General features: G+C 68.4%; 20 protein-coding genes and 1 riboswitch. Of the genes, 17 read left to right on the forward strand and 3 right to left on the reverse strand.

Annotated features, from left to right (window positions below):
• Positions 1 to 26 precede the first annotated feature (26 nt).
• The 9 genes from D9V41_RS13175 to groL all read left to right on the forward strand — a co-directional run bounded on the left by D9V41_RS13175 (position 27) and on the right by groL (position 8955).
• Positions 27 to 971 (forward strand): hypothetical protein, encoded by a 945-nt coding sequence (locus D9V41_RS13175; RefSeq protein ID WP_121795044.1) that lies wholly within the window; start codon positions 27 to 29, stop codon positions 969 to 971.
• A gap of 146 nt (positions 972 to 1117) precedes the next feature.
• Positions 1118 to 1230, forward strand: a riboswitch (SAM riboswitch).
• Between the two features lie 8 nt (positions 1231 to 1238).
• On the forward strand, positions 1239 to 2504 hold the full coding sequence (gene thrC / locus D9V41_RS13180) for a threonine synthase (protein WP_243697273.1): 1266 nt from the start codon (positions 1239 to 1241) through the stop codon (positions 2502 to 2504).
• Positions 2505 to 2539: 35 nt separating this feature from the next.
• Positions 2540 to 2818, forward strand: a complete 279-nt coding sequence (locus D9V41_RS13185) for a ubiquitin-like small modifier protein 1 (protein ID WP_121795046.1) — start codon at positions 2540 to 2542, stop codon at positions 2816 to 2818.
• Positions 2819 to 3276: 458 nt separating this feature from the next.
• Positions 3277 to 3480 (forward strand): cold shock domain-containing protein, encoded by a 204-nt coding sequence (locus tag D9V41_RS13190; RefSeq protein ID WP_121795047.1) that lies wholly within the window; start codon positions 3277 to 3279, stop codon positions 3478 to 3480.
• Positions 3481 to 3518: 38 nt separating this feature from the next.
• Positions 3519 to 5342: a hypothetical protein gene (locus tag D9V41_RS13195; RefSeq protein WP_121795048.1), complete on the forward strand. Its 1824-nt coding sequence runs from the start codon at positions 3519 to 3521 to the stop codon at positions 5340 to 5342.
• Entirely contained in the window at positions 5339 to 5698 is a 360-nt protein-coding gene (locus D9V41_RS13200) for a hypothetical protein (protein WP_121795049.1), read from the forward strand. The genes D9V41_RS13195 and D9V41_RS13200 overlap by 4 nt, the downstream gene beginning before the upstream one ends.
• The gene (locus tag D9V41_RS13205; RefSeq protein WP_121795050.1) at positions 5698 to 6939 is read left to right on the forward strand and encodes a hypothetical protein; all 1242 of its coding nucleotides are present in this window, start codon (positions 5698 to 5700) and stop codon (positions 6937 to 6939) included. Before D9V41_RS13200 ends, D9V41_RS13205 begins: the two co-directional genes overlap by 1 nt.
• A 13-nt stretch (positions 6940 to 6952) precedes the next feature.
• A complete protein-coding gene (locus D9V41_RS17850; RefSeq protein ID WP_166376037.1) occupies positions 6953 to 7129 on the forward strand; it encodes a hypothetical protein in 177 nt (58 codons plus the stop codon).
• Positions 7130 to 7323: 194 nt separating this feature from the next.
• Positions 7324 to 8955, forward strand: a complete 1632-nt coding sequence (groL, locus tag D9V41_RS13210) for a chaperonin GroEL (protein ID WP_121795051.1) — start codon at positions 7324 to 7326, stop codon at positions 8953 to 8955.
• Between the two features lie 67 nt (positions 8956 to 9022).
• Here the strand turns inward: groL and D9V41_RS13215 are convergent, their stop codons facing one another.
• Positions 9023 to 9994 (reverse strand): ROK family protein, encoded by a 972-nt coding sequence (locus tag D9V41_RS13215; protein WP_166376041.1) that lies wholly within the window; start codon positions 9992 to 9994, stop codon positions 9023 to 9025.
• A 662-nt stretch (positions 9995 to 10656) separates the two neighbouring features.
• Between D9V41_RS13215 and D9V41_RS17600 the strand changes: the two genes are divergently transcribed.
• Together D9V41_RS17600 and D9V41_RS17855 are read left to right on the forward strand one after the other, a co-directional pair.
• Positions 10657 to 11736, forward strand: a complete 1080-nt coding sequence (locus D9V41_RS17600; protein WP_133434188.1) for a trypsin-like serine peptidase — start codon at positions 10657 to 10659, stop codon at positions 11734 to 11736.
• A 670-nt stretch (positions 11737 to 12406) separates the two neighbouring features.
• Positions 12407 to 12547 (forward strand): hypothetical protein, encoded by a 141-nt coding sequence (locus D9V41_RS17855; RefSeq protein ID WP_166376042.1) that lies wholly within the window; start codon positions 12407 to 12409, stop codon positions 12545 to 12547.
• A gap of 10 nt (positions 12548 to 12557) precedes the next feature.
• Here the strand turns inward: D9V41_RS17855 and D9V41_RS13230 are convergent, their stop codons facing one another.
• The gene (locus tag D9V41_RS13230) at positions 12558 to 13439 is read right to left on the reverse strand and encodes a diacylglycerol/lipid kinase family protein (RefSeq protein WP_121795120.1); all 882 of its coding nucleotides are present in this window, start codon (positions 13437 to 13439) and stop codon (positions 12558 to 12560) included.
• Between the two features lies 1 nt (position 13440).
• Complete coding sequence (locus D9V41_RS13235) at positions 13441 to 15084, reverse strand: FAD-binding oxidoreductase (RefSeq protein ID WP_121795054.1); 1644 nt, start codon at positions 15082 to 15084, stop codon at positions 13441 to 13443.
• 15 nt (positions 15085 to 15099) lie between these two features.
• Between D9V41_RS13235 and D9V41_RS13240 the strand changes: the two genes are divergently transcribed.
• From D9V41_RS13240 to D9V41_RS13265, 6 genes are all read left to right on the forward strand, one after another.
• Positions 15100 to 15753: a TetR/AcrR family transcriptional regulator gene (locus D9V41_RS13240; RefSeq protein WP_121795055.1), complete on the forward strand. Its 654-nt coding sequence runs from the start codon at positions 15100 to 15102 to the stop codon at positions 15751 to 15753.
• Entirely contained in the window at positions 15750 to 17264 is a 1515-nt protein-coding gene (locus tag D9V41_RS13245; RefSeq protein WP_121795056.1) for a glycerol-3-phosphate dehydrogenase/oxidase, read from the forward strand. The genes D9V41_RS13240 and D9V41_RS13245 overlap by 4 nt, the downstream gene beginning before the upstream one ends.
• A gap of 12 nt (positions 17265 to 17276) precedes the next feature.
• Positions 17277 to 18002, forward strand: coding sequence for an acyltransferase (locus D9V41_RS13250; RefSeq protein ID WP_121795057.1), 726 nt, complete (start codon positions 17277 to 17279; stop codon positions 18000 to 18002).
• Between the two features lie 743 nt (positions 18003 to 18745).
• The gene (locus tag D9V41_RS13255; RefSeq protein ID WP_121795058.1) at positions 18746 to 19663 is read left to right on the forward strand and encodes a MetQ/NlpA family ABC transporter substrate-binding protein; all 918 of its coding nucleotides are present in this window, start codon (positions 18746 to 18748) and stop codon (positions 19661 to 19663) included.
• Positions 19664 to 19672: 9 nt separating this feature from the next.
• Positions 19673 to 20695: a methionine ABC transporter ATP-binding protein gene (locus D9V41_RS13260; RefSeq protein WP_121795059.1), complete on the forward strand. Its 1023-nt coding sequence runs from the start codon at positions 19673 to 19675 to the stop codon at positions 20693 to 20695.
• Complete coding sequence (locus D9V41_RS13265) at positions 20695 to 21354, forward strand: methionine ABC transporter permease (RefSeq protein ID WP_121795060.1); 660 nt, start codon at positions 20695 to 20697, stop codon at positions 21352 to 21354. The genes D9V41_RS13260 and D9V41_RS13265 overlap by 1 nt, the downstream gene beginning before the upstream one ends.
• Positions 21355 to 21372: the final 18 nt, after the last annotated feature.

Consider the following 21372-nt stretch of genomic DNA (forward strand, 5'->3'; position numbering starts at 1 on the left):
GAGGGCAACCGAACGACGATCGGCCCATGAGCAGCCGCGCCCTCGTCCACCTCTCTCCCGCGATCGCCCGGGAGGTCGAGCAGCTCTTCGCATCGCAGCACGGGGTGGCCGGACGCGGTCAGTTGCTGCGGGCCGGGGTGAGCCGATGGGTACTGCAGGCCAACGTGCGCGGAGAGCGGTGGCGCGCGCACGGCCGGCAGACCATCGCGGAGCACACCGGAGAACTCACCCCGCCCGCCCGTCGCTGGCACGCAGTCCTGGAAGCCGGGCCCCGAGCGGCGCTGGACGGTGTCAGTGCGCTCGCCGCAGCGGGCCTGACCGGGTGGGAGGTCGACCACGAGCGAGTCTCGGTGCCGCGCGGCGCTCGGGTCCGTCGTCCTCGCGGCGTCGTCATCCGCCAGACTCGCCGCTGGCGCGCCGAGGACATCGTCCGGGCCGGAGTCCCGCGGGTGCGGGTGCCGGTAGCCGCGGTGCACGCTGCACTCTGGGTGCGGACTCCCCGGCAGGCGGCGACGATCCTCTCCATGGTGGTCCAGCAGCGGCTCTGCCCGGCCGAGGACATCGGACGTGCACTGCTCGCCGTGCGCCGCGACCGGCGGCGTCGGCTGCTCGAGGACATCGTCGTCGATCTATTGGGCGGCGCGCAGGCGATGGGGGAGATCGACCTGGCGCGGATGTGTCGCCGCGCCGGCCTTCCCGCGCCGAGCCGTCAGCGGGTCCGGCGCACCTCGCGAGGGACGACCTATCTCGATGCCGAGTGGCCCGAGTTCCATGTCGCGCTCGAGGTCGACGGCGTGCATCATCTCGGAGCGGAGGCGATCATCGGCGATGCGCTGCGGCACAACGACATCGCACTGGATCACTCGACCGTCCTCCGCGTCCCGGTGCTCGGACTGCGCGTGGCGCCGGGCGATTTCCTCGATCAGCTGGCCTCCGCTCTCGAGGCCGGTGGCTGGCGCCGCGCAGCGTGAAGCCCGGCCGCCGAACGTCATACCTTTCGAGGGTCAGGACCCGCAGAACGTATGACGCAAGGCGACGGTGACCAGGATATGGACGCGTGTCTCGAAAGGTGAGACTCGCGTTCGCCGGTGCGGAGGGCGCTCACTACGCTGATGCCAACTCATCACGAGGGGCAGAGGGATACGGCCCGGCGAAGCCCCAGCAACCAGCCGATCGGCGGCCAGGTGCTAATTCCGTCCCGGTCGAAAGCCGACCTGGGAGAGATGAAGGAGAGCTTCGTGAGCCTCACGCTCGATTCTGCGTCCACGCTTCGTGCCGGTGCCTTCGGCAACGCGACCCACCTGACGTGTCGCGAGTGCGGCGCCTCCCAGCAACTCGGCCCCCACTACGCGTGCTCGGACTGTTTCGGCCCGCTGGAGGTGGCCTACGACTTCGGTCGCGTCTCTCGCGAGCAGATCGAAGCCGGCCCGCGCAACATCTGGCGCTACAAGGCGCTCCTGCCGGTGCCCGACGACATCGAGGCCAGCCCCAACCTCGAGCCCGGGTTCACCCGCCTCCTCGACGCGCGCAACCTCGCAGCAGGGCTCGGCCTCGCGAAACTCTGGGTCAAGGACGACAGCACCAACCCGACCAACTCGTTCAAGGATCGCGTCGTGGCCTGCGCGCTCAGCGCCGCGCGAGAACTGGGCAGTCGCGTGTTCGCCTGCCCGTCGACCGGCAACCTGGCCAACGCCGTCGCCGCGGCGGGGGCGCGCGCTGGCATCCCGACGGTGGTGTTCATCCCGAGCAATCTCGAGACGCCCAAGCAGGTCAACTCCGCGGTGTTCACCGAGAACCTCGTCGCGGTCGACGGCACGTACGACGACGTCAACAAGCTCGCGAGCGAGATCGCCGGCGAGGACCCGGGATGGGCGTTCGTCAACGTCAATGTGCGCCCCTTCTACGCCGAAGGGTCCAAGACGCTCGGCTACGAGATCGCCGAGCAGCTCGGCTGGCGGCTGCCCGACCAGATCGTCATCCCGGTGGCCTCCGGATCGCAGCTGACCAAGGTGCACAAGGCGTTCCAGGAGCTCATCGCGCTCGGTCTCGTCGAGGACAAGCCGTACAAGGTCTTCGGTGCCCAGGCAGAGGGGTGCTCGCCGGTCGCCACGGCGTTCGAGGCCGGCGTCGATGCGATCCGCCCGGTCAGGCCCGACACGATCGCCAAGTCGCTCGCGATCGGAAACCCGGCCGACGGCATCTACGTCCTCGACATCGCGCGGCAGACCGGCGGAAGCGTGGAACAGGTCAGCGACGACGAGATTCGCGAGGCCATCGTGCTGCTGGCCCGCAACGAGGGCATCTTCACCGAGACCGCCGGGGGCACGACGCTTGCTGTCCTGAAGAAGCTCGTCGCGACCGGACAGCTGGACCGGGACGCCGAGACGGTCATCATCAACACCGGGCACGGCCTCAAGACCCTCGACGCGGTCGCCGGCTCGGTCGGTCCGCGCGCCACGATCGCGCCCACCTACGACGCCTTCACCGCGGCCGGCATCGGCTGATCCGCACCCCCTGTTCCGACTTCGAGGAGTTCTGTATGTCCGTGTCCGTCCGCATCCCCACGATCCTGCGCACCTATACCGGCGACGAGTCGCAGGTGACCGCTGAAGGCGCGACCCTCGCCGAGGTCGTCGACTCGCTGGAATCGACGTACCCGGGGATCAAGGCTCGCGTCGTCGACGAGGACGGCAAGCTGCGTCGCTTCGTCAACATCTATGTCGCCGAGGAGGACGTCCGCTTCGCCGACGGCCTCGCCACCACGACCCCCGACGGCACCCAGATCTCCATCATCCCCGCCGTCGCCGGAGGCTGTTGAGCTCGCGAGAGTACGGGGCGGGGCGGAGCCCCGCCGTCGCCGGAGGTTGCTGAGCAATGTAGGTGGTCGAGTAGGGAGGTCGCTCAGCGACCGACCGTATCGAGACCACGTCACGCGAGATGGTCTCGATACGCTCCCTCGTTCCTCGGTCGCTACTCGACCAGCTTTGGGGTGAGTATCGAGACCGCGTCACGGGAGATGGTCTCGATATGCTCCCTCGTTCCTCGGTCGCTACTCGACCAGCTTTGGGGTGAGTGTGAGACCGCATCGCGGGTTGGGGTGAGTGTGAGACCACGTCACGCGAGATGGTCTCGATACGCTCCCTCGTTCCTCGGTCGCGGGTCCTCGGTGCGGGCGGGGTCGGGGATGTGAAACGGCTCTACACGTGACTGGCGGGCGACGTTACGCTGAACGTGAGGGGTCCGGCCGGGGCCCTGGCGCAGAACAGGTGGGAACACATGATGCGAGGCACCGTCAAGTGGTTCAACCCCGAGAAGGGGTACGGCTTCATCGAAATCGACGGCCACGACGACGTCTTCGTCCACTGGTCGAAGATCGCTATCGACGGCTTCAAGACACTCGATGACGGTCAACTGGTCGATCTCGACGTCGTCGACGGACCCAAGGGGCGTGAAGCGCACGGAGTCGCTCCGATATCGTGACACTTGCGATGGCACATAGCCGGTGACATACTCCACCCATGGTGGGACTCGAATCGGCTACTGCGCCCGCGGGCGGGGCCGCACTCGACCAGGTGATCGGCCTCAGCGTCGCCAGCATGGTGCTCACGGTCGCGTTGTTCGCGATCGCCTGGGCGCATCGCACGCACCGCATCGAATGGTTCGCGCGCGCGGGCGACGCGCTGCGGCGACGGACGGGCGAACCGGGCTGGGCAGCGTTCGCCTCACTCTTCATCGCCGGTGCGCTCGTCGTGGCGCTCCTCGGCTTCATGTGGGATGTGAGCCTTCACGCCGGCCGCGGCCGTGACGAAGGCCCCCTGGCCAACCCCGCGCACTACCTCATCCTCATCGGCCTGTTCGCGCTCTTCATCGCGGGCATGATCGGCATCGTCTACGAGCGTGACGGACGTCGTCCCTCTCGCGCAGCGGTGCGCATCACCCGGCGATGGTTCGCTCCGGTGAGCGCGGTCCTCATCGCCGGCTGCGGCATCTACGCACTGATCGGTTTCCCGCTCGACGACGTGTGGCACCGCCTCTTCGGTCAGGACGTCACCTTGTGGGGCCCCACCCACCTCATGCTCATCGGCGGTGCCGGACTCTCGACGGCGGGCATCGTGCTGATGCACCGCGAGGCGCAGCTCAGCGAGGACTACGACCGCGGATCGCGGCGCACCGGCGCGTTACACAAGGTGACGCTCACCTGCGCCTTCGGTGCGATGCTCATCGGCCTGTCCGTGTTCCAGGCCGAGTTCGACTTCGGCGTCGCCCAGTTCCGCATGCCGTTCGCGCCGATGATGATCGCGTTGGCCGCCGCCGTGACCTTCGTGGTCGCCCGCCTCTATGCCGGGCCGGGCATCGCGATCGCCGCGGCACTGTTCTTCCTCGTCGCCCGCGGCATCGTGTCGCTCATCGTGGGCGAGGTGTTCGGCCAGGCCCACCATCTGTTCCCGCTCTACCTCGGCTCCGCCATCCTCGTCGAGCTGCTGGCGATGACGGCATTGCGACGACGGCCCCTCGTGTTCGGAGCCGTGGCCGGCCTCGCTGTCGGCACCGTCGGCTCGGCGATCGAGAAGCTCTGGAACGATGCGTTCTTCCCGTTCCCGTGGGCTCGCGACATGTGGGCTGAGGGCCTGCTGATGACCGTGCCGGTGGCGATCTTCGCCGGCATGTGCGGCGCCTTGTTCGCCCTGGGTATGCAGGGGCGCCTTCCCCGTCCGACCGTGAGTCGAAGCATCTACCTCGGCGCGATCCTGGTCCTGGCGGCCAGCATCGCCAACGGCCTGTACTACACGACGCCCAAGGACGCCTCGGCGCGGCTGGTGATCGAGCAGGTCGGAACGGCGCAGGAGCCCGCGGTCGAGATCGAGATGACGGTGGAGCCCGCTGACCTCGTCGACGAGGACTACACCTGGGTGCAGGCGATGGCGTGGCAGGGCGGCGGTCCCGGCATCGTGTCGGACAACCTCGAGCGCACGAGTGAGAACACGTGGCGCTCCACCGAACCCGTGCCGATCGGCGGCAACTGGAAGACCCTCGTGCGCGTGCAGGACGAGCGGATGCTGACCGCGGTCCCGGTGTACCTGCCCGCGGATCCCGCGATCGGCGCGGAGGAACTGCCGGTCGAGGACACCGTCACACGGGAGTTCATCCGCGAGATCGAGATCCTTCAGCGCGAGCGCGACCTCGGTGCTCCGATGTGGCTGTGGACGGTGGGCAACGCGGTGGTCCTCGTCTGCACGCTCGTGATGCTGTGGGGTATCGCCGTCGCGGTCGGTCGTGTCTCGCGCGCGGTCCGCGACGACACCGCCGCACCTGCGGTTCCGTCGGAGGCGATCGGGCGATGAGGGCGCGGATTCTGGTGGCCATCGCTGCCGGCGTGCTGCTCGCGGGGTGCGGCTCCTCCTCAGGTGGGGCCGAGGAAGCCGCAGAGCCGATCGTCATCGAGGTCAGCATCGCCGACGGGACGATCACGCCCACGAACGAGCGGGTCGAGGTCGGGGTCGGACAAGAAGTCGTCGCACAGGTGACCAGCGACGCCGAGGACGAACTGCACGTCCATGGCGAGCCTGAGGCGACCTGGGCGGTCGAGGCCGGTATGGAGAGCGAAGAGTTCAGCTACACACCCCAGATCCCGGGCCAGATCGCGATCGAGTCACACGGCCTCCACGCCACGATCGTGACGCTCGTCGTCACACCGTGATGCTGATCGCCGGCCCGATCGCGACGCACGGACTCGGTGGACAGACCGACCTACCGATCCCGTTCCCCGTCGCAGTGATCGGGGGAGCGTGGGCACTGACGATCACCTTCGCCGTCGTCGCGTTCGCCTGGCGCAAGCCCCGATTCGCCGAGCCGCTCGACATCGGCCGGCCGCCGGGCGTCCGCAGCTGGCTCACGCTCATCGGCACCGTCGTCACGGCCTGGGTCTACGGCGCGCTGTACCTCGGCTCGGAGCAACGGCAAGACGGTGCCGTCGGCTTCTTCTACACGTGGTTGTGGGTGAGCCCGGTCCCACTCGCACTGCTTGCCGGGCACGTGTGGCGGGATCTGTCGCCGTGGCGCGGTGCCCAGCGGCTCATCGGTCGCGCGCTCGGTCGTCCCCAGGGGTTCCTGCGTTACCCCAGCCGCCTGGGCTACTGGCCGGCCGCTGCTGGGCTGTTCGCCTTCGTCTGGCTCGAACTGTGCTCGCCGGACCCCGGCGCCGTCGCGTCGGTGCGCTGGTGGCTCGGGGGCTACGCCGTCCTCACCCTGGCAGGCGGTGTCGTATTCGGCCCGCGCTGGTTCAACCGCGCCGACCCGTTCGACGTCTACAGTGCGGTCGTCGCCCGGCTGTCGCCGCTGGTCGTCGACCGGCGCTGGCGCCCGCACAACCCGCTACGGGGCCTGCCGACCCTACCGCTGGATCGCGGGCTGATCGCCGTGGTCGCGGTCCTGCTCGGTTCCACGGCCTTCGACAGCTTCGGGGCATCGCAGGAGTGGCAAATCCGCGACATGTCGACCCTCGGTGACACGGTGGCGCTGGTCGTTTTCGTCCTCGTGGTCGGCCTCGCCTTCGTCGTGGCCGCGATGGCGACGGGCGGGGTGTCCCGCGCGCAGCGCCGCGAGTTGCCGGGCGACCTCGTGCACACGCTCGTGCCGATCGTCGTCGGCTATGTGTTCGCCCACTATCTGACCTACCTGGTCGAGAAGGGCCAGCGCGCGGTGATCGACCTGCTCTCCGTGGACGCGACGCCCTCGTTCTGGCTGTCTGAACGCCCGATGCTGGTCGGCACTCTCAAGGTGGCCTTCGTCGTCGGGGGTCACATCCTCGCGGTTCTCGCGGCGCATGACCGAGCGCTGCTCACACTTCCGCGGGCGCACCGACTGACCGGACAGCTCGCGATGATGGTGCTCATGGTGGCGTACACCTTCATGGGCCTGTACCTGTTGCTCTCGGTCTGACAAGGTGAGGCGCGTGGAATTCGTGGGCGAGCAGTTGATGGCCGACCACTCGGCGTTGCTGGCCCTGCCGGCACTCGTTCCGGCGGCAGCCGTGGTCGGGGCGATCCTCTACATCGCTCGCAAGGACCGGCGCGACGAGGCCGAGGAGTCCGAGGAACGACGCCGTGCCGAGGGCTCGGACGAGGAATGACCGCCCGACGGTGAACGACCGGTCCCACCTGTATTGCGATGCGTTGATTAGCACTCGTATAGTGAGAGTGCTAGACCGGATCGGTCCGATGAGGCCGGCTGGCGAGCCGAGACGGGATCGGCATCGACAGCGGTCGTCCGTCGCGGGCATCGCCCGATCCGTACCTACGAACATGTGTGGGAGATACGCACACCATGGCCAAGTCCATTGCATTCAACGAGGAAGCGCGCCGCGGCCTCGAGCGGGGCATGAATCAGCTCGCCGACGCCGTCAAGGTAACGCTCGGCCCCAAGGGTCGCAACGTCGTCCTGGAGAAGAAGTGGGGCGCCCCCACCATCACCAACGACGGCGTGTCCATCGCCAAGGAAATCGAGCTCGAAGAGCCCTACGAGAAGATCGGGGCCGAGCTCGTCAAGGAGGTCGCCAAGAAGACCGACGACGTCGCCGGTGACGGCACCACCACCGCCACCGTCCTCGCCCAGGCACTCGTCCGCGAGGGTCTGCGCAACGTCGCTGCCGGCGCCAACCCGATGAGCCTCAAGAAGGGCATCGAGACCGCCGTCGAGGCCATCACCGAGCAGCTGCACGGGATGGCCAAGGAGATCGAGACGACTGAGCAGATCGCCTCGACCGCCTCCATCTCCGCCGCCGACACCACGGTCGGCGAGATCATCGCCGAGGCGATGGACAAGGTCGGCAAGGAAGGCGTCATCACCGTCGAGGAGTCGAACACCTTCGGCCTCGAGCTCGAGCTCACCGAGGGGATGCGCTTCGACAAGGGTCACCTGTCGGGTTACTTCGTCACCGACCCCGAGCGCATGGAGACGGTCCTCGAGGACCCCTACATCCTCATCGTCAACAGCAAGATCAGCTCGGTGAAGGACCTCGTTCCGGTCCTCGAGAAGGTCATGCAGTCGGGCAAGCCGCTCGCGATCATCGCCGAGGACGTCGAGGGCGAGGCGCTCGCCACCCTCATCGTCAACAAGATGCGTGGCACCTTCAAGTCGGTCGCCATCAAGGCCCCCGGCTTCGGTGACCGCCGCAAGGCGATGCTCGCCGACATCGCCATCCTCACCGGTGGCGAGGTCATCAGCGAGGAGGTCGGCCTCAAGCTCGAGAACGCTGATCTCACGCTGCTCGGTACGGCCCGCAAGGTCGTCACCACCAAGGACGAGACCACGATCGTCGAGGGCGGCGGCTCGCAGGAGCAGATCAACGGTCGCGTCAACCAGATCAAGGCCGAGATCGAGAACAGCGATTCGGACTACGACCGGGAGAAGCTCCAGGAGCGTCTGGCCAAGCTCGCCGGCGGCGTGGCCGTCATCAAGGTCGGCGCGGCCACCGAGGTCGAGCTCAAGGAGCGCAAGCACCGTATCGAGGACGCCGTCCGCAACGCCAAGGCGGCCGTCGAGGAGGGCATCGTCGCCGGCGGCGGCGTCGCTCTCGTCCAGGCCACGGCTGCGGCGTTCGAGAAGCTCGAGCTCGAGGGAGACGAGGCGACCGGCGCCAACATCGTGCGCACGGCGGCTTCGGCTCCGCTCAAGCAGATCGCGGTCAACGCCGGCCTCGAGGGCGGCGTCGTGGCGGAGAAGGTCGCCGGCCTCGAGGCCGGTCACGGTCTCAACGCGGCCAGCGGCGAGTACGTCGACATGATCGCCGAGGGCATCATCGACCCCGCCAAGGTCACGCGTTCGGCGCTGCAGAACGCGGCCAGCATCGCGGCCCTGTTCCTCACCACCGAGGCCGTCGTCGCCGACAAGCCGGAGCCCGCTCCGGCCGGTGGCGGCGCGCCCGACATGGGCGACATGGGCGGCATGGGCTTCTGATCGCCTGAGTCACCCGCACCACGCGAAGGCCCCCGGGATTTCCCGGGGGCCTTCGTCGTCGCTTCGGTCAGATGGTGACGGCCTCGAGGGCGGCGCGCACCGCTCCGACGGCGGGGGCGCGGGCGCCGACGGTCGCTCGCGCAACCTCGGTGCACACAGCGTTGGGCTCGAGGGCGTGGCGGCGCAGACCGTCGCGAACACCGGCGAGGAGCACGTCACCGGCCTTGGCCATGTCACCGCCGACGACGATGAGCTCGGGCGGGAAGATCTGCGCGAGTGCCGCGGCCGCGCGATCCAGGTGCCGGCCGGCGTCCTCGATGAGCCGCCGGGCGCCGAGGTCGCCCTCGACCGCCCGGTCGACGAATTCGCGCACGGTGAGTCCGGACTCGAAGCTGCTGAACTGCTGGGTCAACGAGGTTCCGCCGACGTACGACTCCAGGCATCCGCGACTGCCGCAGCGGCACAGGGGGCCGTCCTCGTCTATCGTGAGGTGACCGAGCTGCCCGGCCGCGCCGATGCGACCGCGGAAGATCCGGCCGTCCAGGACGAGGCCTGCGCCGATGCCCGAGGAGATCTTCAGGTAAGCCATCCGCCTGACCCCGAGCCCCGCTCCTTGGGCATACTCGGCCAGCGCATGGAGGTTGCCGTCGTTGTCGACCTGCGCCGGCACTCCGAACCGCTCACTCACCGCGTGTTCGTGACGACGCCGGTTTAACCGGGCAGGATCGAGCTGTGAGTTGATGACGCCGTCCGCGCTGATCGGGGCCGGCAGCCCGACGCCCAGGGCACGCAGCGACACGGTGTCGTGGAGCTGCTCCACGAGCCGGTTCAGCATGCTCAGGGCGAGTTTGAGCCCGTCGCGGTAATCGCGGTCGATGTCGAGCGGTGCGCGTTCGCTCCCGAGAATGGTGCCGCCGAAATCGGCGAAGCAGACCCGTACGTGCGCGTGACCGAAGTCGATCCCGGCGACGACACCGGCCGACCGGGCAACCCGGACGATTGCTCCGCGACGCCCGACACCGGCGACGGTGTCGACCACGCCACCGGCGACGAGCTCGTTGACGATGTTGGAGACGGTCGCCGCCGCCAGGAAAGTGGAGCGGGCGATCTCGGCCCGGACGTCTGCAGTCGGTCGCGCAATCCAGCGGCGGCACCGACCCCAACCTCATGGCGATCGCGGCAGCCGTCATCGGCGGCGTGAGTCTGTTCGGCAAGCGCGGCTCCGCCTTCGCCGCGCTACTCGGCATGCTTGTGCTGCAGTCGATCACGAGCGGCCTCAACCTCATCGGCGTCGCCGCGAGATCCGGTACATCGTCACCGGCTCCGTCCTCCTGCTCGCCTCACAATCGACTCGCTGTCCCGCCGAGCCCGCAAGAGCAGCGGCCGGTTCTAGCGCGCTAGGTCCCCTACGCTTCGACAATGTCGATGGTCGCCGGCCGCGACCGTATCGTCGTGTAGCTGGTCGAATCCGATATTGCGAAAGCCGAGTTGATTCCGGGGCCGCCTGGAGAGCGCTGTTGCGTTCCGGTGGGGTCAGAACCGGAAAACGGGGGTGACGCATGTGGGGCGGGGCTGATAAAATGGAATCACCTAGTCCGATTGGACGTCTTCATTAGCGGATATGGCCATCCTTCGTCCCGGTGTCTTCCCCGGGACGGCCCCCCTCATCGGCCTCGTCCGAAAATCAAAGGGGGATCTGGCATGCGCAATTTCGCAGTGACGAGAGTTTTACGCAGTCTTGCGGCCGCCTCACTGATGATCGCAGGTGTTGGACTGCTCATGCCAGCGTCGGCCGCATCGCCGAACGATGGAGGTGATGCTCCAACGCCGCCCGCATCAACGACGATCGGGGTCCGTGCTCCGATTTCTATGAATCTCGCTGAATCGAGGCATGATAGTGCCAGCCGTCGTGACGCCGTCCTCGAATACTGGACCCCGGAGCGAATGGCTGAGGCAATCCCGGTGGAGCCGCCCATTTCGGTGTCCGGTGACGGCGGTGGCAGTGGCGATATGCTGCGCGAAGATCCGAAACCGTTGAGGGCCGTTGCTCAACCAACGCGGCCGGCAGGTGAAACCCCTCGCCGACAGACCGGTCCCGTCACCAACTTCTCCCATACCAATGGGAAGGTCTTCTTCACCGATGCGCAGGGGACAGACAATTTTGAATGCTCTGCGTCTGCTGTTTCAAGTGGATCACAACGCATGGTCATCACGGCGGGCCACTGCGTGCACGGTGGCCCAGGGAAGACGTGGTACCACAACTGGATCTTCGTCCCGGGGTATAACAACGGCACGCGCCCCGAAGGGGCGTTCGTTGCTTACGCTCTCCGTACTTTCAGCGACTGGGCCACGTACGGGGGTAGCGCGCGCGGGTACAATTCCGACGTCGCGTTCGTCACCCTTTACAACAACGAGTACGGCGAGCGAGTTGTCGACGCGGTGGGCGGCCATGGGATTGTGACCGGCGGTGGAGTCTCCTTCGAGACTGACATCTTCGGTTACCCCGCAAATTTGAATGACGGCCAGCTCATGTGGGCCTGCTCGGGCACAACTGGCGCTACAGTACAGGCCTTTTATCTATTCCACAGAATGAGTGGTTGCAATTTCGGCACCGGATCATCGGGCGGGCCATGGCTCTACCAGTACGATATCTCCAGTGGCCAGGGGATGGTCCGAAGCGTCACCTCGTTCGGACCCGTTGATAGTTTCGACTGGATGGCTGCTCCGCTCTTCGACGATCGCCTCGCGGGTTTGTATTCGCTCGCGGATGCAGACTGGTGAAACGAGCAGGGGCGCGGTCTCCACGTGTCGCTCTCACTAAACCGTCGGTGAGCGGCGGGTGGGTCATCTGCGTGCTGCTGGCAGCTCTCGTCTCGGGCTGCGCTGGTCAGCACGACGCCTCCAGTAGCGGAGCAGGCGCGGCGCAACCAGACCCAGCGCCTTCTGGCGCGAGAGGATCACTGAACGATGAGTCTCCGCCGGCTGATATGAATCACGAAAGGGTCGTGCGGTGGAGAAAGTACGAGAAGGTCTCGGATCGGGAACTGCGATTCTATTTCTCGACCGGCAGCCCGGACTGCTATGGAGCACGGGCGGTAGTCGAGGAAGAATCGGAGGAGATCCGGGTGGCCATTGTCGTAGGAGCGGTGGCTGACGCACCTGAACGATGCGTACTCCTCGGTCGCACTGCCTCCATCCTTGTGACCACCACTCACCCCCTTGGAAATCGTCGCATCGTCCGGATGGACGCATCGGAGGCGCTTCCGAAGGCGGAGTAGCGAAATTGGCGACGAGGGCGGGAAGGGCGAGTCGGTGCGTCGTCTCGAGCTCGCCTGTGGGGGTGACACGTCCGTTTCCGTGACATAGCCTGGCGGGGACTCACCGACGTGCCACGCGGTTCAGCATGGACGACACTCCGCGAGAAGGAATTATGGACGCCTTGGCTGGATTGATGTTGACCCTGATCGGGTTCTACGGCTTGTACCTCGTCATCCGCCTCGGAGTGCGCGACGGGATCGTGGCAGCTCGGAATTTGGGCGCCGCCGACGAGGTTCTCCCCGAGTCGAGACCCACTCCCGGCGAGGAGTCGTGACCGTCCGCGGCTAGTTCGTCGGCGCGAGGACGGCGAGCGCGCGGGGACGGATGCGCACGGTGATCGCCTGCTCGGCGATCTCGTCGCCGTCGGCGCCGAACGGCACGGGGCCACGGGCACGGACCGTCACCTCGCGAGCGGTGCGGACGGTGACCTGCGGGCGGCGCACGTGGGTTCCGGTCTTGGCCTCCTTCATGAATGAGGCGAGCTGGCGCAGGGGAGCGTCGCCGTCGACGGTCAGCAGATGAATGAGCCCGTCGTCGAGGCGGGCGCTGGGGACGATGTGAAGGCCGTGACCGTAGCGTCCGGAGTTCGCCGCCACGAGCATCATCAGCCGCTCCTCGACCCGCTCGCCGTCGAGGGTGAGCTCGAAGATCGTCGGTCTCCAGCGCAGCACGGCGAGCACGGGAGCGAGCCGGTAGAGCAGCAGCGGCGGCATCCAGCGGTACCGGTTGATGATGCGCGTCGAGTGTGAATCCACCCCGGCATAGACGTTGCCGGGCACGACGATCCCGTCGGCGTCGAGCACGTCGATGCTTCGCACGGTGCCGTCGAGGAGGACGCGGGCGAGCCCCTGCGGATCGTCCGGGAGGCCGAGCCCGACGGCGAGGTCGTTACCCCGTCCCGCCGGGACGATGCCCAAGGTGCCGCCGGCGGCGATCACTCCACCGGCGGCATCACGAACCAGGCCGTCGCCGCCGACAGCGATGACGACCCGGCCCTCGCTCGACAGTTCCCCGGCTCGCTGGGTGGCCTGCGATGCGCTCGTCGTCAGCTCCTCGCCCACCTCGGCGCCCGCGGCTCGCAAGGCGCGCGCCACCGGCTCCCACCGTTCGCGGCTGGTGCCGCCGGTGCCCGAGATCGGGTTGAGCAGCGCGGTGAAGGCGGTCATGTCAGCGATCCCGGCGGGGGAGGAGGACACCCGGATTGAGGATGCCGGCCGGGTCGAGCGACGCCTTGAGCGCCTGCAACGCCTCGGTCGCCACCGGCCCCAGCTGCTCGGTGTACACCTCGCGGTGGTCGACGCCGATGCCGTGGTGGTGGCTGGGCGCCGCGCCGAGGTGGGAGATCGCCTCGTTGGCGGCGCGCTTGGCGACGGCCCACTGGGCGAGCGGGTCGGATGCCTGCTGTGCAGCCACCGTGAAGTAGAGCGATGCACCGGTCTCGTAGACGTGGGAAACATGGCACATCGCGATGCCGGGCGTGCCCTGCTCGGCGAGCGCTGTGGTGAGCGCGTCGCTGACGGACTGGCGCACCTCGAGCAGGGAGGACCAGAACGTCGCCGTCTCGAGGGTTTCGATCAGGACGCCGTGCTCGAGCAGCGGATCGCGCAGATACGGTGCGTTGAATCGGCCGGCCCGCCAGGCCTCTCCCGGGCCCTCGCCGAGCGGTGTGCCGCCGGCGTCGTGCAACACCGCGGTCGCCGCCTCGCGCCGGCGGGCCACGTCCTCCGTCGTTCCCTCGTAGCCCGTCACGGCCAGGCAGCTGCCCGGCGACTCCTCGAGTGACTCCGTGGGGTCGGCGAGGTTGACCAGCGTCTCCAGTTCGTCAGAGAGCCGCAGCACGGTGGGCAGCGGGCCATCTTGCGCCAGCCTCCGCAGCGCAGCGACACCCGAGGCGAAATCCGGGAACCGCCACCCCTCGAACACCCGGACCGCCGGCAGCGGCCGCACCCGCACCCGCACCCGAGTGATGACCCCGAAGGCGCCCTCCGAGCCGAGCAGGATCTGTCGCCAGTCCGGGCCGGCAGCTGATCTCGGCGCATGCCCGACCTCGATCGTGCCGCGCGGCGTGGCGACGGTGAGCCCGACGACCATGTCGTCGAAGCGCCCGTATCCCGCCGAGGACTGGCCGGCCGAACGCGCTGCCGCGAACCCGCCGATGGACGCGCCGGCGTACGACTGCGGGAAGTGGCCGATCGTGAAGCCGTGGGCGGCGACCAGTTCCTCGGCGTTCGGCGCCCGCAATCCGGCCTCGAGCGTGGCCACCCGGGACTCCGCGTCCAGGTCGACGAGCCGGTCGAGCCGGCCGAGGTCGAGTGACGCGAGCGCCTCGAAACCGTCGCGTTGTGCGGCCAGTCCGCCGACGACGGATGTGCCGCCGCCGTAGGGAACCACGGCCACGCGCTGCTCACTGCACCACTGGAGAAGCGCGACGACCTGCTCGTGGTCGGCTGGGCGGAGGACGACGTCGGGCGCGTCGGCGAGGGCGTCGGTGCGCAGCCGCAGCAGGTCCGGGGTGGACCACCCCGCGGCGTGCGCGACCCGGTCGTCGTGGTCGGTGCTCACATGTTCCTCGCCGAGCAATTCGACGAGCGAGGAGCGGAGGGCGTCGCCGAGGCGCGAGGGCGGCAGCCGCAGGTCGCTCACCGGCGTCGGCGGGGTCTCGCGCACGGTGATTCCTACGAGTCCGAGCGCGCCGGCGAGCCGCTCCGAGAGCGTCACGGCGTGCGCCGGGTCGCCCCAGCGGTAGGGGTGGAAGTCGAGACGGGGCAACGCGGTCTCGTCGGCGGGGCGACGCGGTGTGAGGTCGGACACGCTAGTATTAAACACATGCCAGCCGAACGTTTCAATTCTCGGGCCTCGGCGCTGCAGCTCGTGCGTGCCCGTCCGGCCAGCGACGCGGCGCAGGCGATCGATTCCGACCGCATTCTCGACGCCGCCCGCGCTCTCCTCCTCGAGGAGGGCCTGCCGCGGATGACGATGACCGCGATCGCCGACCGAGCGGGCGTCTCGCGCGCCACGCTGTACCGCCGTTGGGAGAACGTCACCGGGATCGTTGCGGACGTCTCGACCCGCGAATGGAACCGGTTGACCGAACGCGCCGCGTCGCGTGCCGGCGGCACCGCCCGGGAGAAGGTGGTCAGCACGGTCGTGCACGTGGTGCGGGAGATGCGCTCGCACCCGCTGCTGCGCGTGCTGATCGACGAGTCCCCCGAGTTCCTCACGCCCTATCAGGTACGCCGGCAGGGGCGAGTGACCGCGTTCCACCTCGTCGTCATCGAGGACGTCGTCCGGCAGGGATTCGAGGACGGGTCCATCCGCTCCGGCGACGCCGTGGCGATCGCTCAGGCCGTCGTGCTCATGAGCTGGTCCTTCGTCACCACGGCCCCCGCGATCGTCGGCTCGCCCGATGCGGTCGGACCAGAGCTGGACGCGCTCGACACCGAGCTGACCCTCGCCCTCGACCGGTACCTCGCCCCATGAGTTCGTCCCTCAACGCCGCCCGCCGCGCCCGCGACCTGGAGCGACTCGACGCTGCCCCGGCCGTCGACCTCGTCGTCGTCGGCGGCGGGATCACCGGCGTCGGCGTGGCACTCGACGCCGCGACCCGGGGGCTCTCGGTCGTGCTGCTCGAGCAGCACGACCTCGCCTTCGGCACGAGCCGCTGGAGCTCCAAGCTGGTCCACGGGGGTCTGCGCTACCTCGGCACCGGTGACGTCGCCGTCGCGTACGAGAGCGCCATCGAGCGGCATCGCCTGATGACGACGATCGCGCCCCACCTCATCCGTCCGCTGCCGCAGGTCTTCCCGCTGATGCCGACGATGAGCCCGGGCCACGCCGCGCTCGTGCGGGCCGGTCACTGGGGCGGCGATGTGCTCCGCACGGTGGCGAGAACGCCCTCGCGTCTGCTGCCGCGACCGGATCGGATCGACGCGCACGCCGTCGGCGAGTACGCGCCCGCGGTGCGTCGCGAGGGGCTGCGCGGGGGCCTGCGCTTCTGGGACGGCCAGCTCGTCGACGACGCGCGGCTCGTGGTCGCCGTCGCACGCACCGCTGCCCATCACGGCGCCACCATCCTCACCCGGTGCCGGGCGGTCGAGGCCAGCGGAGCGGGTGTGCGGGTGCGCGACGAGCTCAGCGGCACGGAGTTCGACCTCGCCGCCCGCGCCGTCGTCAACGCCGCTGGGGTGTGGGCCGGCGGACTCAGCGACGACATCAGCCTGCGGCCCAGCCGCGGCACGCATCTGGTCGTCGACCAGAGCGTGTTCGGCGGCCTCACCGCTTCGCTGACGGTGCCGGTCCCCGGCTCGAGCACGCGTTTCGTGTTCGCGCTGCCCGCACCGCTGGGCCGCGTGTACATCGGCCTCACTGACGAGGAGGCGCCCGGGCCGGTGCCGGACGTGCCGGTCGCCTCCGAGGCCGAGATCGACTTTCTGCTCGACACCATCAATCAGGCACTCGCGCGGCCGCTGAACCGAAGCGCCCTCCTCGGGACGTTCGCGGGCCTGCGTCCGTTGCTCGCCGCCGACTCCGGTCACACGGCCGATGTGTCCCGCCGCCACGTCGTGCATCGCGACGCGGACGGGCTCGTGACGGTCGTCGGCGGCAAGCTCACCACATATCGGAGGATGGCCCAGGACGCCGTCGATGCCGCGGTGGCGTGGTCCGGACTGTGCGCGCGGCCCTGTCAGACGAGACGCGTTCCTCTCGTCGGTGCCGGTGACGCCCGCGATCCGCGCGCCTCGCCCGAGCTGCTGCGTCGCCATGGCAGCGAGGCCGGTGCAGTGCTCGACATCGCCGCCGGCGACCCGATCGTGCTCCACCCCGTCGCCCCGGATCTTCCGGTGTCGATGGCGGAGCTGGTGTTCGCGGTGCGGCACGAAGGTGCCCTCGACGTCGACGATCTGCTCGACCGGCGCACCCGGATCGGGCTCGTGTCCGGCGATCGTGCACGCGCTCGTGACGCCGCCGCCCAGGCCTTCGACCTCGCCTGAGACGATGCGGCGATGGAGTGGAACCGAGGCGCGAGCCTGACCCCGGAGCATCGGGATCGCTTCCGTGCCGCCGGGGTCGACGCCGGGCGGCTCGACACGTTGGATTGGCGGCAGGCCGAGGGCGACTGGCCGTCCTGGTGGTCCGACCTCGGCAACGCCTTGTACGTGGCACCCGGGGCACGCCTGCCCGACGCCGTGGTCGCGCAGCTCGTGACCTTCCCGTTCCGGGACGCGCTCCTGGCGATCGGCGGACCGATGGACCACGTGACCTCGCTCCTGCTCGGTGGAGACGGCGCGACCGTCTTCATCGACGAGGGATGCGTACTCACCGCGGGGGAAGTCTACTGCGGCGCGGATTCGCAGGTCGTCCTGCACGGTCCGCTCCTGGCGACCCGCTGCGCGGTGGTCGACGCGCGTAACGGCGGTTCGGTCGTCGTCGACGGCGACCAATTGTGGGCGGCGAACGTGTACGTCGCGACCGACGACATGCATCGGCTCGAGGACCTTCACACCGGTGAGCGCATCAATCCCTACGGCGCCTCGATCCGCATCCGTCGCCACGTCTGGCTGTGTCGGGACGCGGTGGTGACCGGGCACGTCGAGATCGGCGAGGGCGCCTGCGTCGGTATGCGCAGCATCGTGCGCGGTCAGAAGGTGCCCGCGCACAGCGTCGTCGCCGGCGCTCCTGCCCGCGTCGTCCGGGAGAGCGTCACCTGGGACTACCCCGACCGCCCATAACCGCAGCGAACCACCGCGGCGATCGGTGGTCGAGCAGCGACCGCCCTTCGATACGCCGCTCGTTCCTCGCGGCTACTCAGGAACCGGAACGAGGGAGCAATGGAGCCGTGGCAATGAGGGCGTAGCCGCCGCGGAGCGAGACCAACCAACGCGAGGTGGTCTCGATACGGCCTCCGCAGGGCTCCGGCCTACTCGACCAGCTACAGCGCACTTAGGTGGTCGAGCAGCGACCGCCCTTCGATACGCCGCTCGTTCCTCGCGGCTACTCAGGAACCGGAACGAGGGCGCAATGGAGCCGTGGCAATGAGGGCGTAGCCGCCGCGGAGCGAGACCAACCAACGCGACGTGGTCTCGATACGGTCGGTCGCTGAGCGACCTTCCTACTCGACCAGCTACAGCGCACTTAGGTGGTCGAGTAGCGACCGAGGAACGAGGGAGCGTATCGAGACCACGTCGGGTGACCGGGTCTCGATACGGCCTCCGCAGAGCTCCGGCCTACTCGACCACCTAAGACTGGCGAGGTGGTCTCGATACGGCTGCTCGCAGAGCTCGCTGCCTACTCGACCACCTATGGCGACTCCGCGTGGGCGAGGCGTTGGTCACGTTGGGGCGGTATGAGCGTCTCACTGAGCGAGACGGCCGGGCGTGCGCGGTCACGTGTTCGTAACGTCGAAGTCGCGCCTCGGCCACCCTCCGTGGCGTGCTTCCCCCGGTTCGGCCACCAGCCGAAAAGAAAGGACGTCATGTCTTCGGATCAGAACCTCATCGAGGCGCCCAAGAAGCGCACCGGCCTCATCATCGCGATCGTCATCGTGGTCCTGGCCCTGATCGCAGGCGGTGTCTTCGCGCTGACCCGCGGCGGCGGTGACGAGGAGACCGTGCGCATCGGTGTCGTCGGTGCCAGCGATCCCTACTGGGAGACCTACAAGCAGGCCGCCGCCGACGAGGGCATCGACGTGGAGATCGTCGACTTCGCGGAGTACACGCAGCCGAACCCGGCGCTCGCCGAGGGCGACCTCGATCTCAACCAGTTCCAGCACATCGTGTACCTCGCCGACTACAACGTCGCCAACGACCAGAACCTCGTGCCGGTCGGTGCCACGGCGATCTACCCGCTCGGCCTGTACTCGCTCCAGCACGACTCCGTGGAGGACATCCCCGAGGGCGGCACCGTCGCGGTCCCGAACGACCCGAGTAACCAGGCGCGTGCGCTGATCATCCTGCAGTCGGCCGGGCTCATCGAGTTGAGCGACGGCGGCACGATCTTCTCCGACCTCGCCGATATCGACGAGGCTGCATCGCAGGTCCAGGTGCAGGCGCTCAACGCCGAGATCACCGCCACCTCGTTGCAGGACCTCGACGCGGCGGTCATCAATAACGACTTCGTCGAGCGGGCCGGTCTGAAGTTCGAGGACGCCATCGCCCAGGACGACCCGTCCGACCCGGCCGCGCTGCCCTACGTCAACATCTTCGCCGCCCGTGCGGAGGACAAGGACAACGAGACGTACGCCAAGCTCGTCGAGATCTACCAGAACTCGCAGGAGGTGCTCGACGGCGTGCAGGAGGTTTCCGGCGGCACGGCCGAATTCGTGACGACGTCGCCGGAGGATCTGCAGCAGTCGCTCGAAGACGTCGAGCAGGTCACCCGCGAGAACCAGTAAAGTCGGCGAGTGGCTCTCATCGAACTGCGGGACGTCGCCAAGACGTATCCGCCGAGGCGCCGAGGAGGTGACCCCGTCCTGGCCGTGGACGGGGTCACCCTCGACGTGAACGAAGGCGAGATCCTCGGCGTCGTCGGCTACTCCGGTGCCGGCAAGTCGACCCTCGCCCGGTTGATCAACGCGCTCGAGCCGGTCACTCGCGGCACCGTCACGGTCGCCGGGCAGGAGCTGACCCGGCTGTCCGAGGGCGAACTGCAGAAGGTGCGCCGCGGGATCGGCATGATCTTCCAGCAGTTCAACCTCTTCCACTCGCGCACTGTGTGGGGCAACATCGCGTATCCGCTCAAGGTCGCGGGCGTCCCGACGAGCCAGCACCAGGCGCGGATCTCCGAACTGCTGCACTTCGTGGGACTCGCCGACAAGGCACACAATTACCCCGAGCAGCTGTCGGGCGGTCAGAAGCAGCGCGTCGGCATCGCCCGTGCGCTGGCGGCGTCGCCCAAGATCCTGCTCGCCGACGAGGCGACGAGCGCCCTCGACCCGGAGACGACGCAGGACGTCGTCGATCTCCTGCGCAGGGTCAATCGTGAACTGGGCGTCACGATCGTCGTGATCACCCACGAGATGGAAGTCGTCAAGAACCTCGCGCACCGGGTGGTGGTGATGGAGAACGGCACCGTCGTGGAGTCGGGTTCGACGTTCGATGTCTTCGCCGAGCCCGGTCATCAGGTCACCCGGCGCTTCGTGCGCACCGTGGTCGACGACGTCCCGTCCGAATCGGTCGTCGCGGAACTGCGGCGCCGCCATCCGGGACGTCTGGTGACGGTGGCCTTCCGCGAAGGCTCGGTCTCTCAGGCCGAGGTCTTCGGCGAGCTGATCTCCCGTGGGGTCGGCTTCCAACTGGTGTACGGCGGGATCGAAGAGGTCCAGGGCCGCACCTTCGGCAACCTCACGATCGAGTTGACCGGCGACCGGGTGGACGAGGCGCTGCGCGCGTTGTCCGAGCGGGTGGCCGTGCGGGAGGTGATCTGATGGATCGCGTCATCGAACTCGGCCCGCAGTTCCTCGAGGCCACGATCGAGACGATCGTGCTCGTGGCGGTCGGTGTCACCGTCGGCGGTCTGCTCGGCCTGATCGTCGGCACCGGGCTCTACGTCACGCGCAAGGGCGGCCTGCTGTCCAACGGCGTGGTCAACCTCCTGCTGAACATCGTGGTGAACGTGTTCCGCCCGATCCCGTTCATCCTGCTCGCGGTCGGTCTGCAGCCGTTCGTCCGTCAGGTGTTCGGCGTCGGTATCGGCAACGTCGCGGCGGCCGTCGTCATCGTCTTCGCGGCTGCCTTCGGCATCGCGCGTATCGTCGAGCAGAACCTCGTGTCGGTTCCGCCAGGAGTGCTCGAGGCCGCTCGCGCCATGGGCGCGAGCCGCACCCGGGTGATCTTCACGGTGCTGCTGCCCGAGGCGTTCGGCCCGCTGATCCTCGGCTACACCTTCGCGTTCGTCGCAATCGTGGACATGACCGCGATCGTGGGAACGATCGGCGCCGGCGGACTGGGTAACCTGGCGCTCCAGTACGGCTACCGCCAGTTCAACCCCTGGGTCACGTGGTCGGCCATCCTGATCGTCATCGTGATCGTGCAGCTGGGCCAGTTCGCCGGTAACGCGGGCGCGCGCAAGGTCCTGCGTCGCTGATCGTCGCCTCGCAAGGGC

The organism is Aeromicrobium phragmitis (assembly GCF_003674095.1).
GTDB lineage: Bacteria > Actinomycetota > Actinomycetes > Propionibacteriales > Nocardioidaceae > Aeromicrobium > Aeromicrobium phragmitis.

Coding starts and splice junctions, on each gene's coding strand:
- D9V41_RS13175 (WP_121795044.1), top strand. CDS start 27: ATGAGCAGCCGCGCCCTCGTCCACCTCTCTCCCGCGATCGCCCGGGAG.
- D9V41_RS13185 (WP_121795046.1), top strand. CDS start 2,540: ATGTCCGTGTCCGTCCGCATCCCCACGATCCTGCGCACCTATACCGGC.
- D9V41_RS13190 (WP_121795047.1), top strand. CDS start 3,277: ATGATGCGAGGCACCGTCAAGTGGTTCAACCCCGAGAAGGGGTACGGC.
- D9V41_RS13195 (WP_121795048.1), top strand. CDS start 3,519: ATGGTGGGACTCGAATCGGCTACTGCGCCCGCGGGCGGGGCCGCACTC.
- D9V41_RS13200 (WP_121795049.1), top strand. CDS start 5,339: ATGAGGGCGCGGATTCTGGTGGCCATCGCTGCCGGCGTGCTGCTCGCG.
- D9V41_RS13205 (WP_121795050.1), top strand. CDS start 5,698: ATGCTGATCGCCGGCCCGATCGCGACGCACGGACTCGGTGGACAGACC.
- groL (WP_121795051.1), top strand. CDS start 7,324: ATGGCCAAGTCCATTGCATTCAACGAGGAAGCGCGCCGCGGCCTCGAG.
- D9V41_RS17600 (WP_133434188.1), top strand. CDS start 10,657: ATGCGCAATTTCGCAGTGACGAGAGTTTTACGCAGTCTTGCGGCCGCC.
- D9V41_RS17855 (WP_166376042.1), top strand. CDS start 12,407: ATGTTGACCCTGATCGGGTTCTACGGCTTGTACCTCGTCATCCGCCTC.
- D9V41_RS13230 (WP_121795120.1), bottom strand. CDS start 13,439: ATGACCGCCTTCACCGCGCTGCTCAACCCGATCTCGGGCACCGGCGGC.
- D9V41_RS13240 (WP_121795055.1), top strand. CDS start 15,100: ATGCCAGCCGAACGTTTCAATTCTCGGGCCTCGGCGCTGCAGCTCGTG.
- D9V41_RS13245 (WP_121795056.1), top strand. CDS start 15,750: ATGAGTTCGTCCCTCAACGCCGCCCGCCGCGCCCGCGACCTGGAGCGA.
- D9V41_RS13250 (WP_121795057.1), top strand. CDS start 17,277: ATGGAGTGGAACCGAGGCGCGAGCCTGACCCCGGAGCATCGGGATCGC.
- D9V41_RS13255 (WP_121795058.1), top strand. CDS start 18,746: ATGTCTTCGGATCAGAACCTCATCGAGGCGCCCAAGAAGCGCACCGGC.
- D9V41_RS13265 (WP_121795060.1), top strand. CDS start 20,695: ATGGATCGCGTCATCGAACTCGGCCCGCAGTTCCTCGAGGCCACGATC.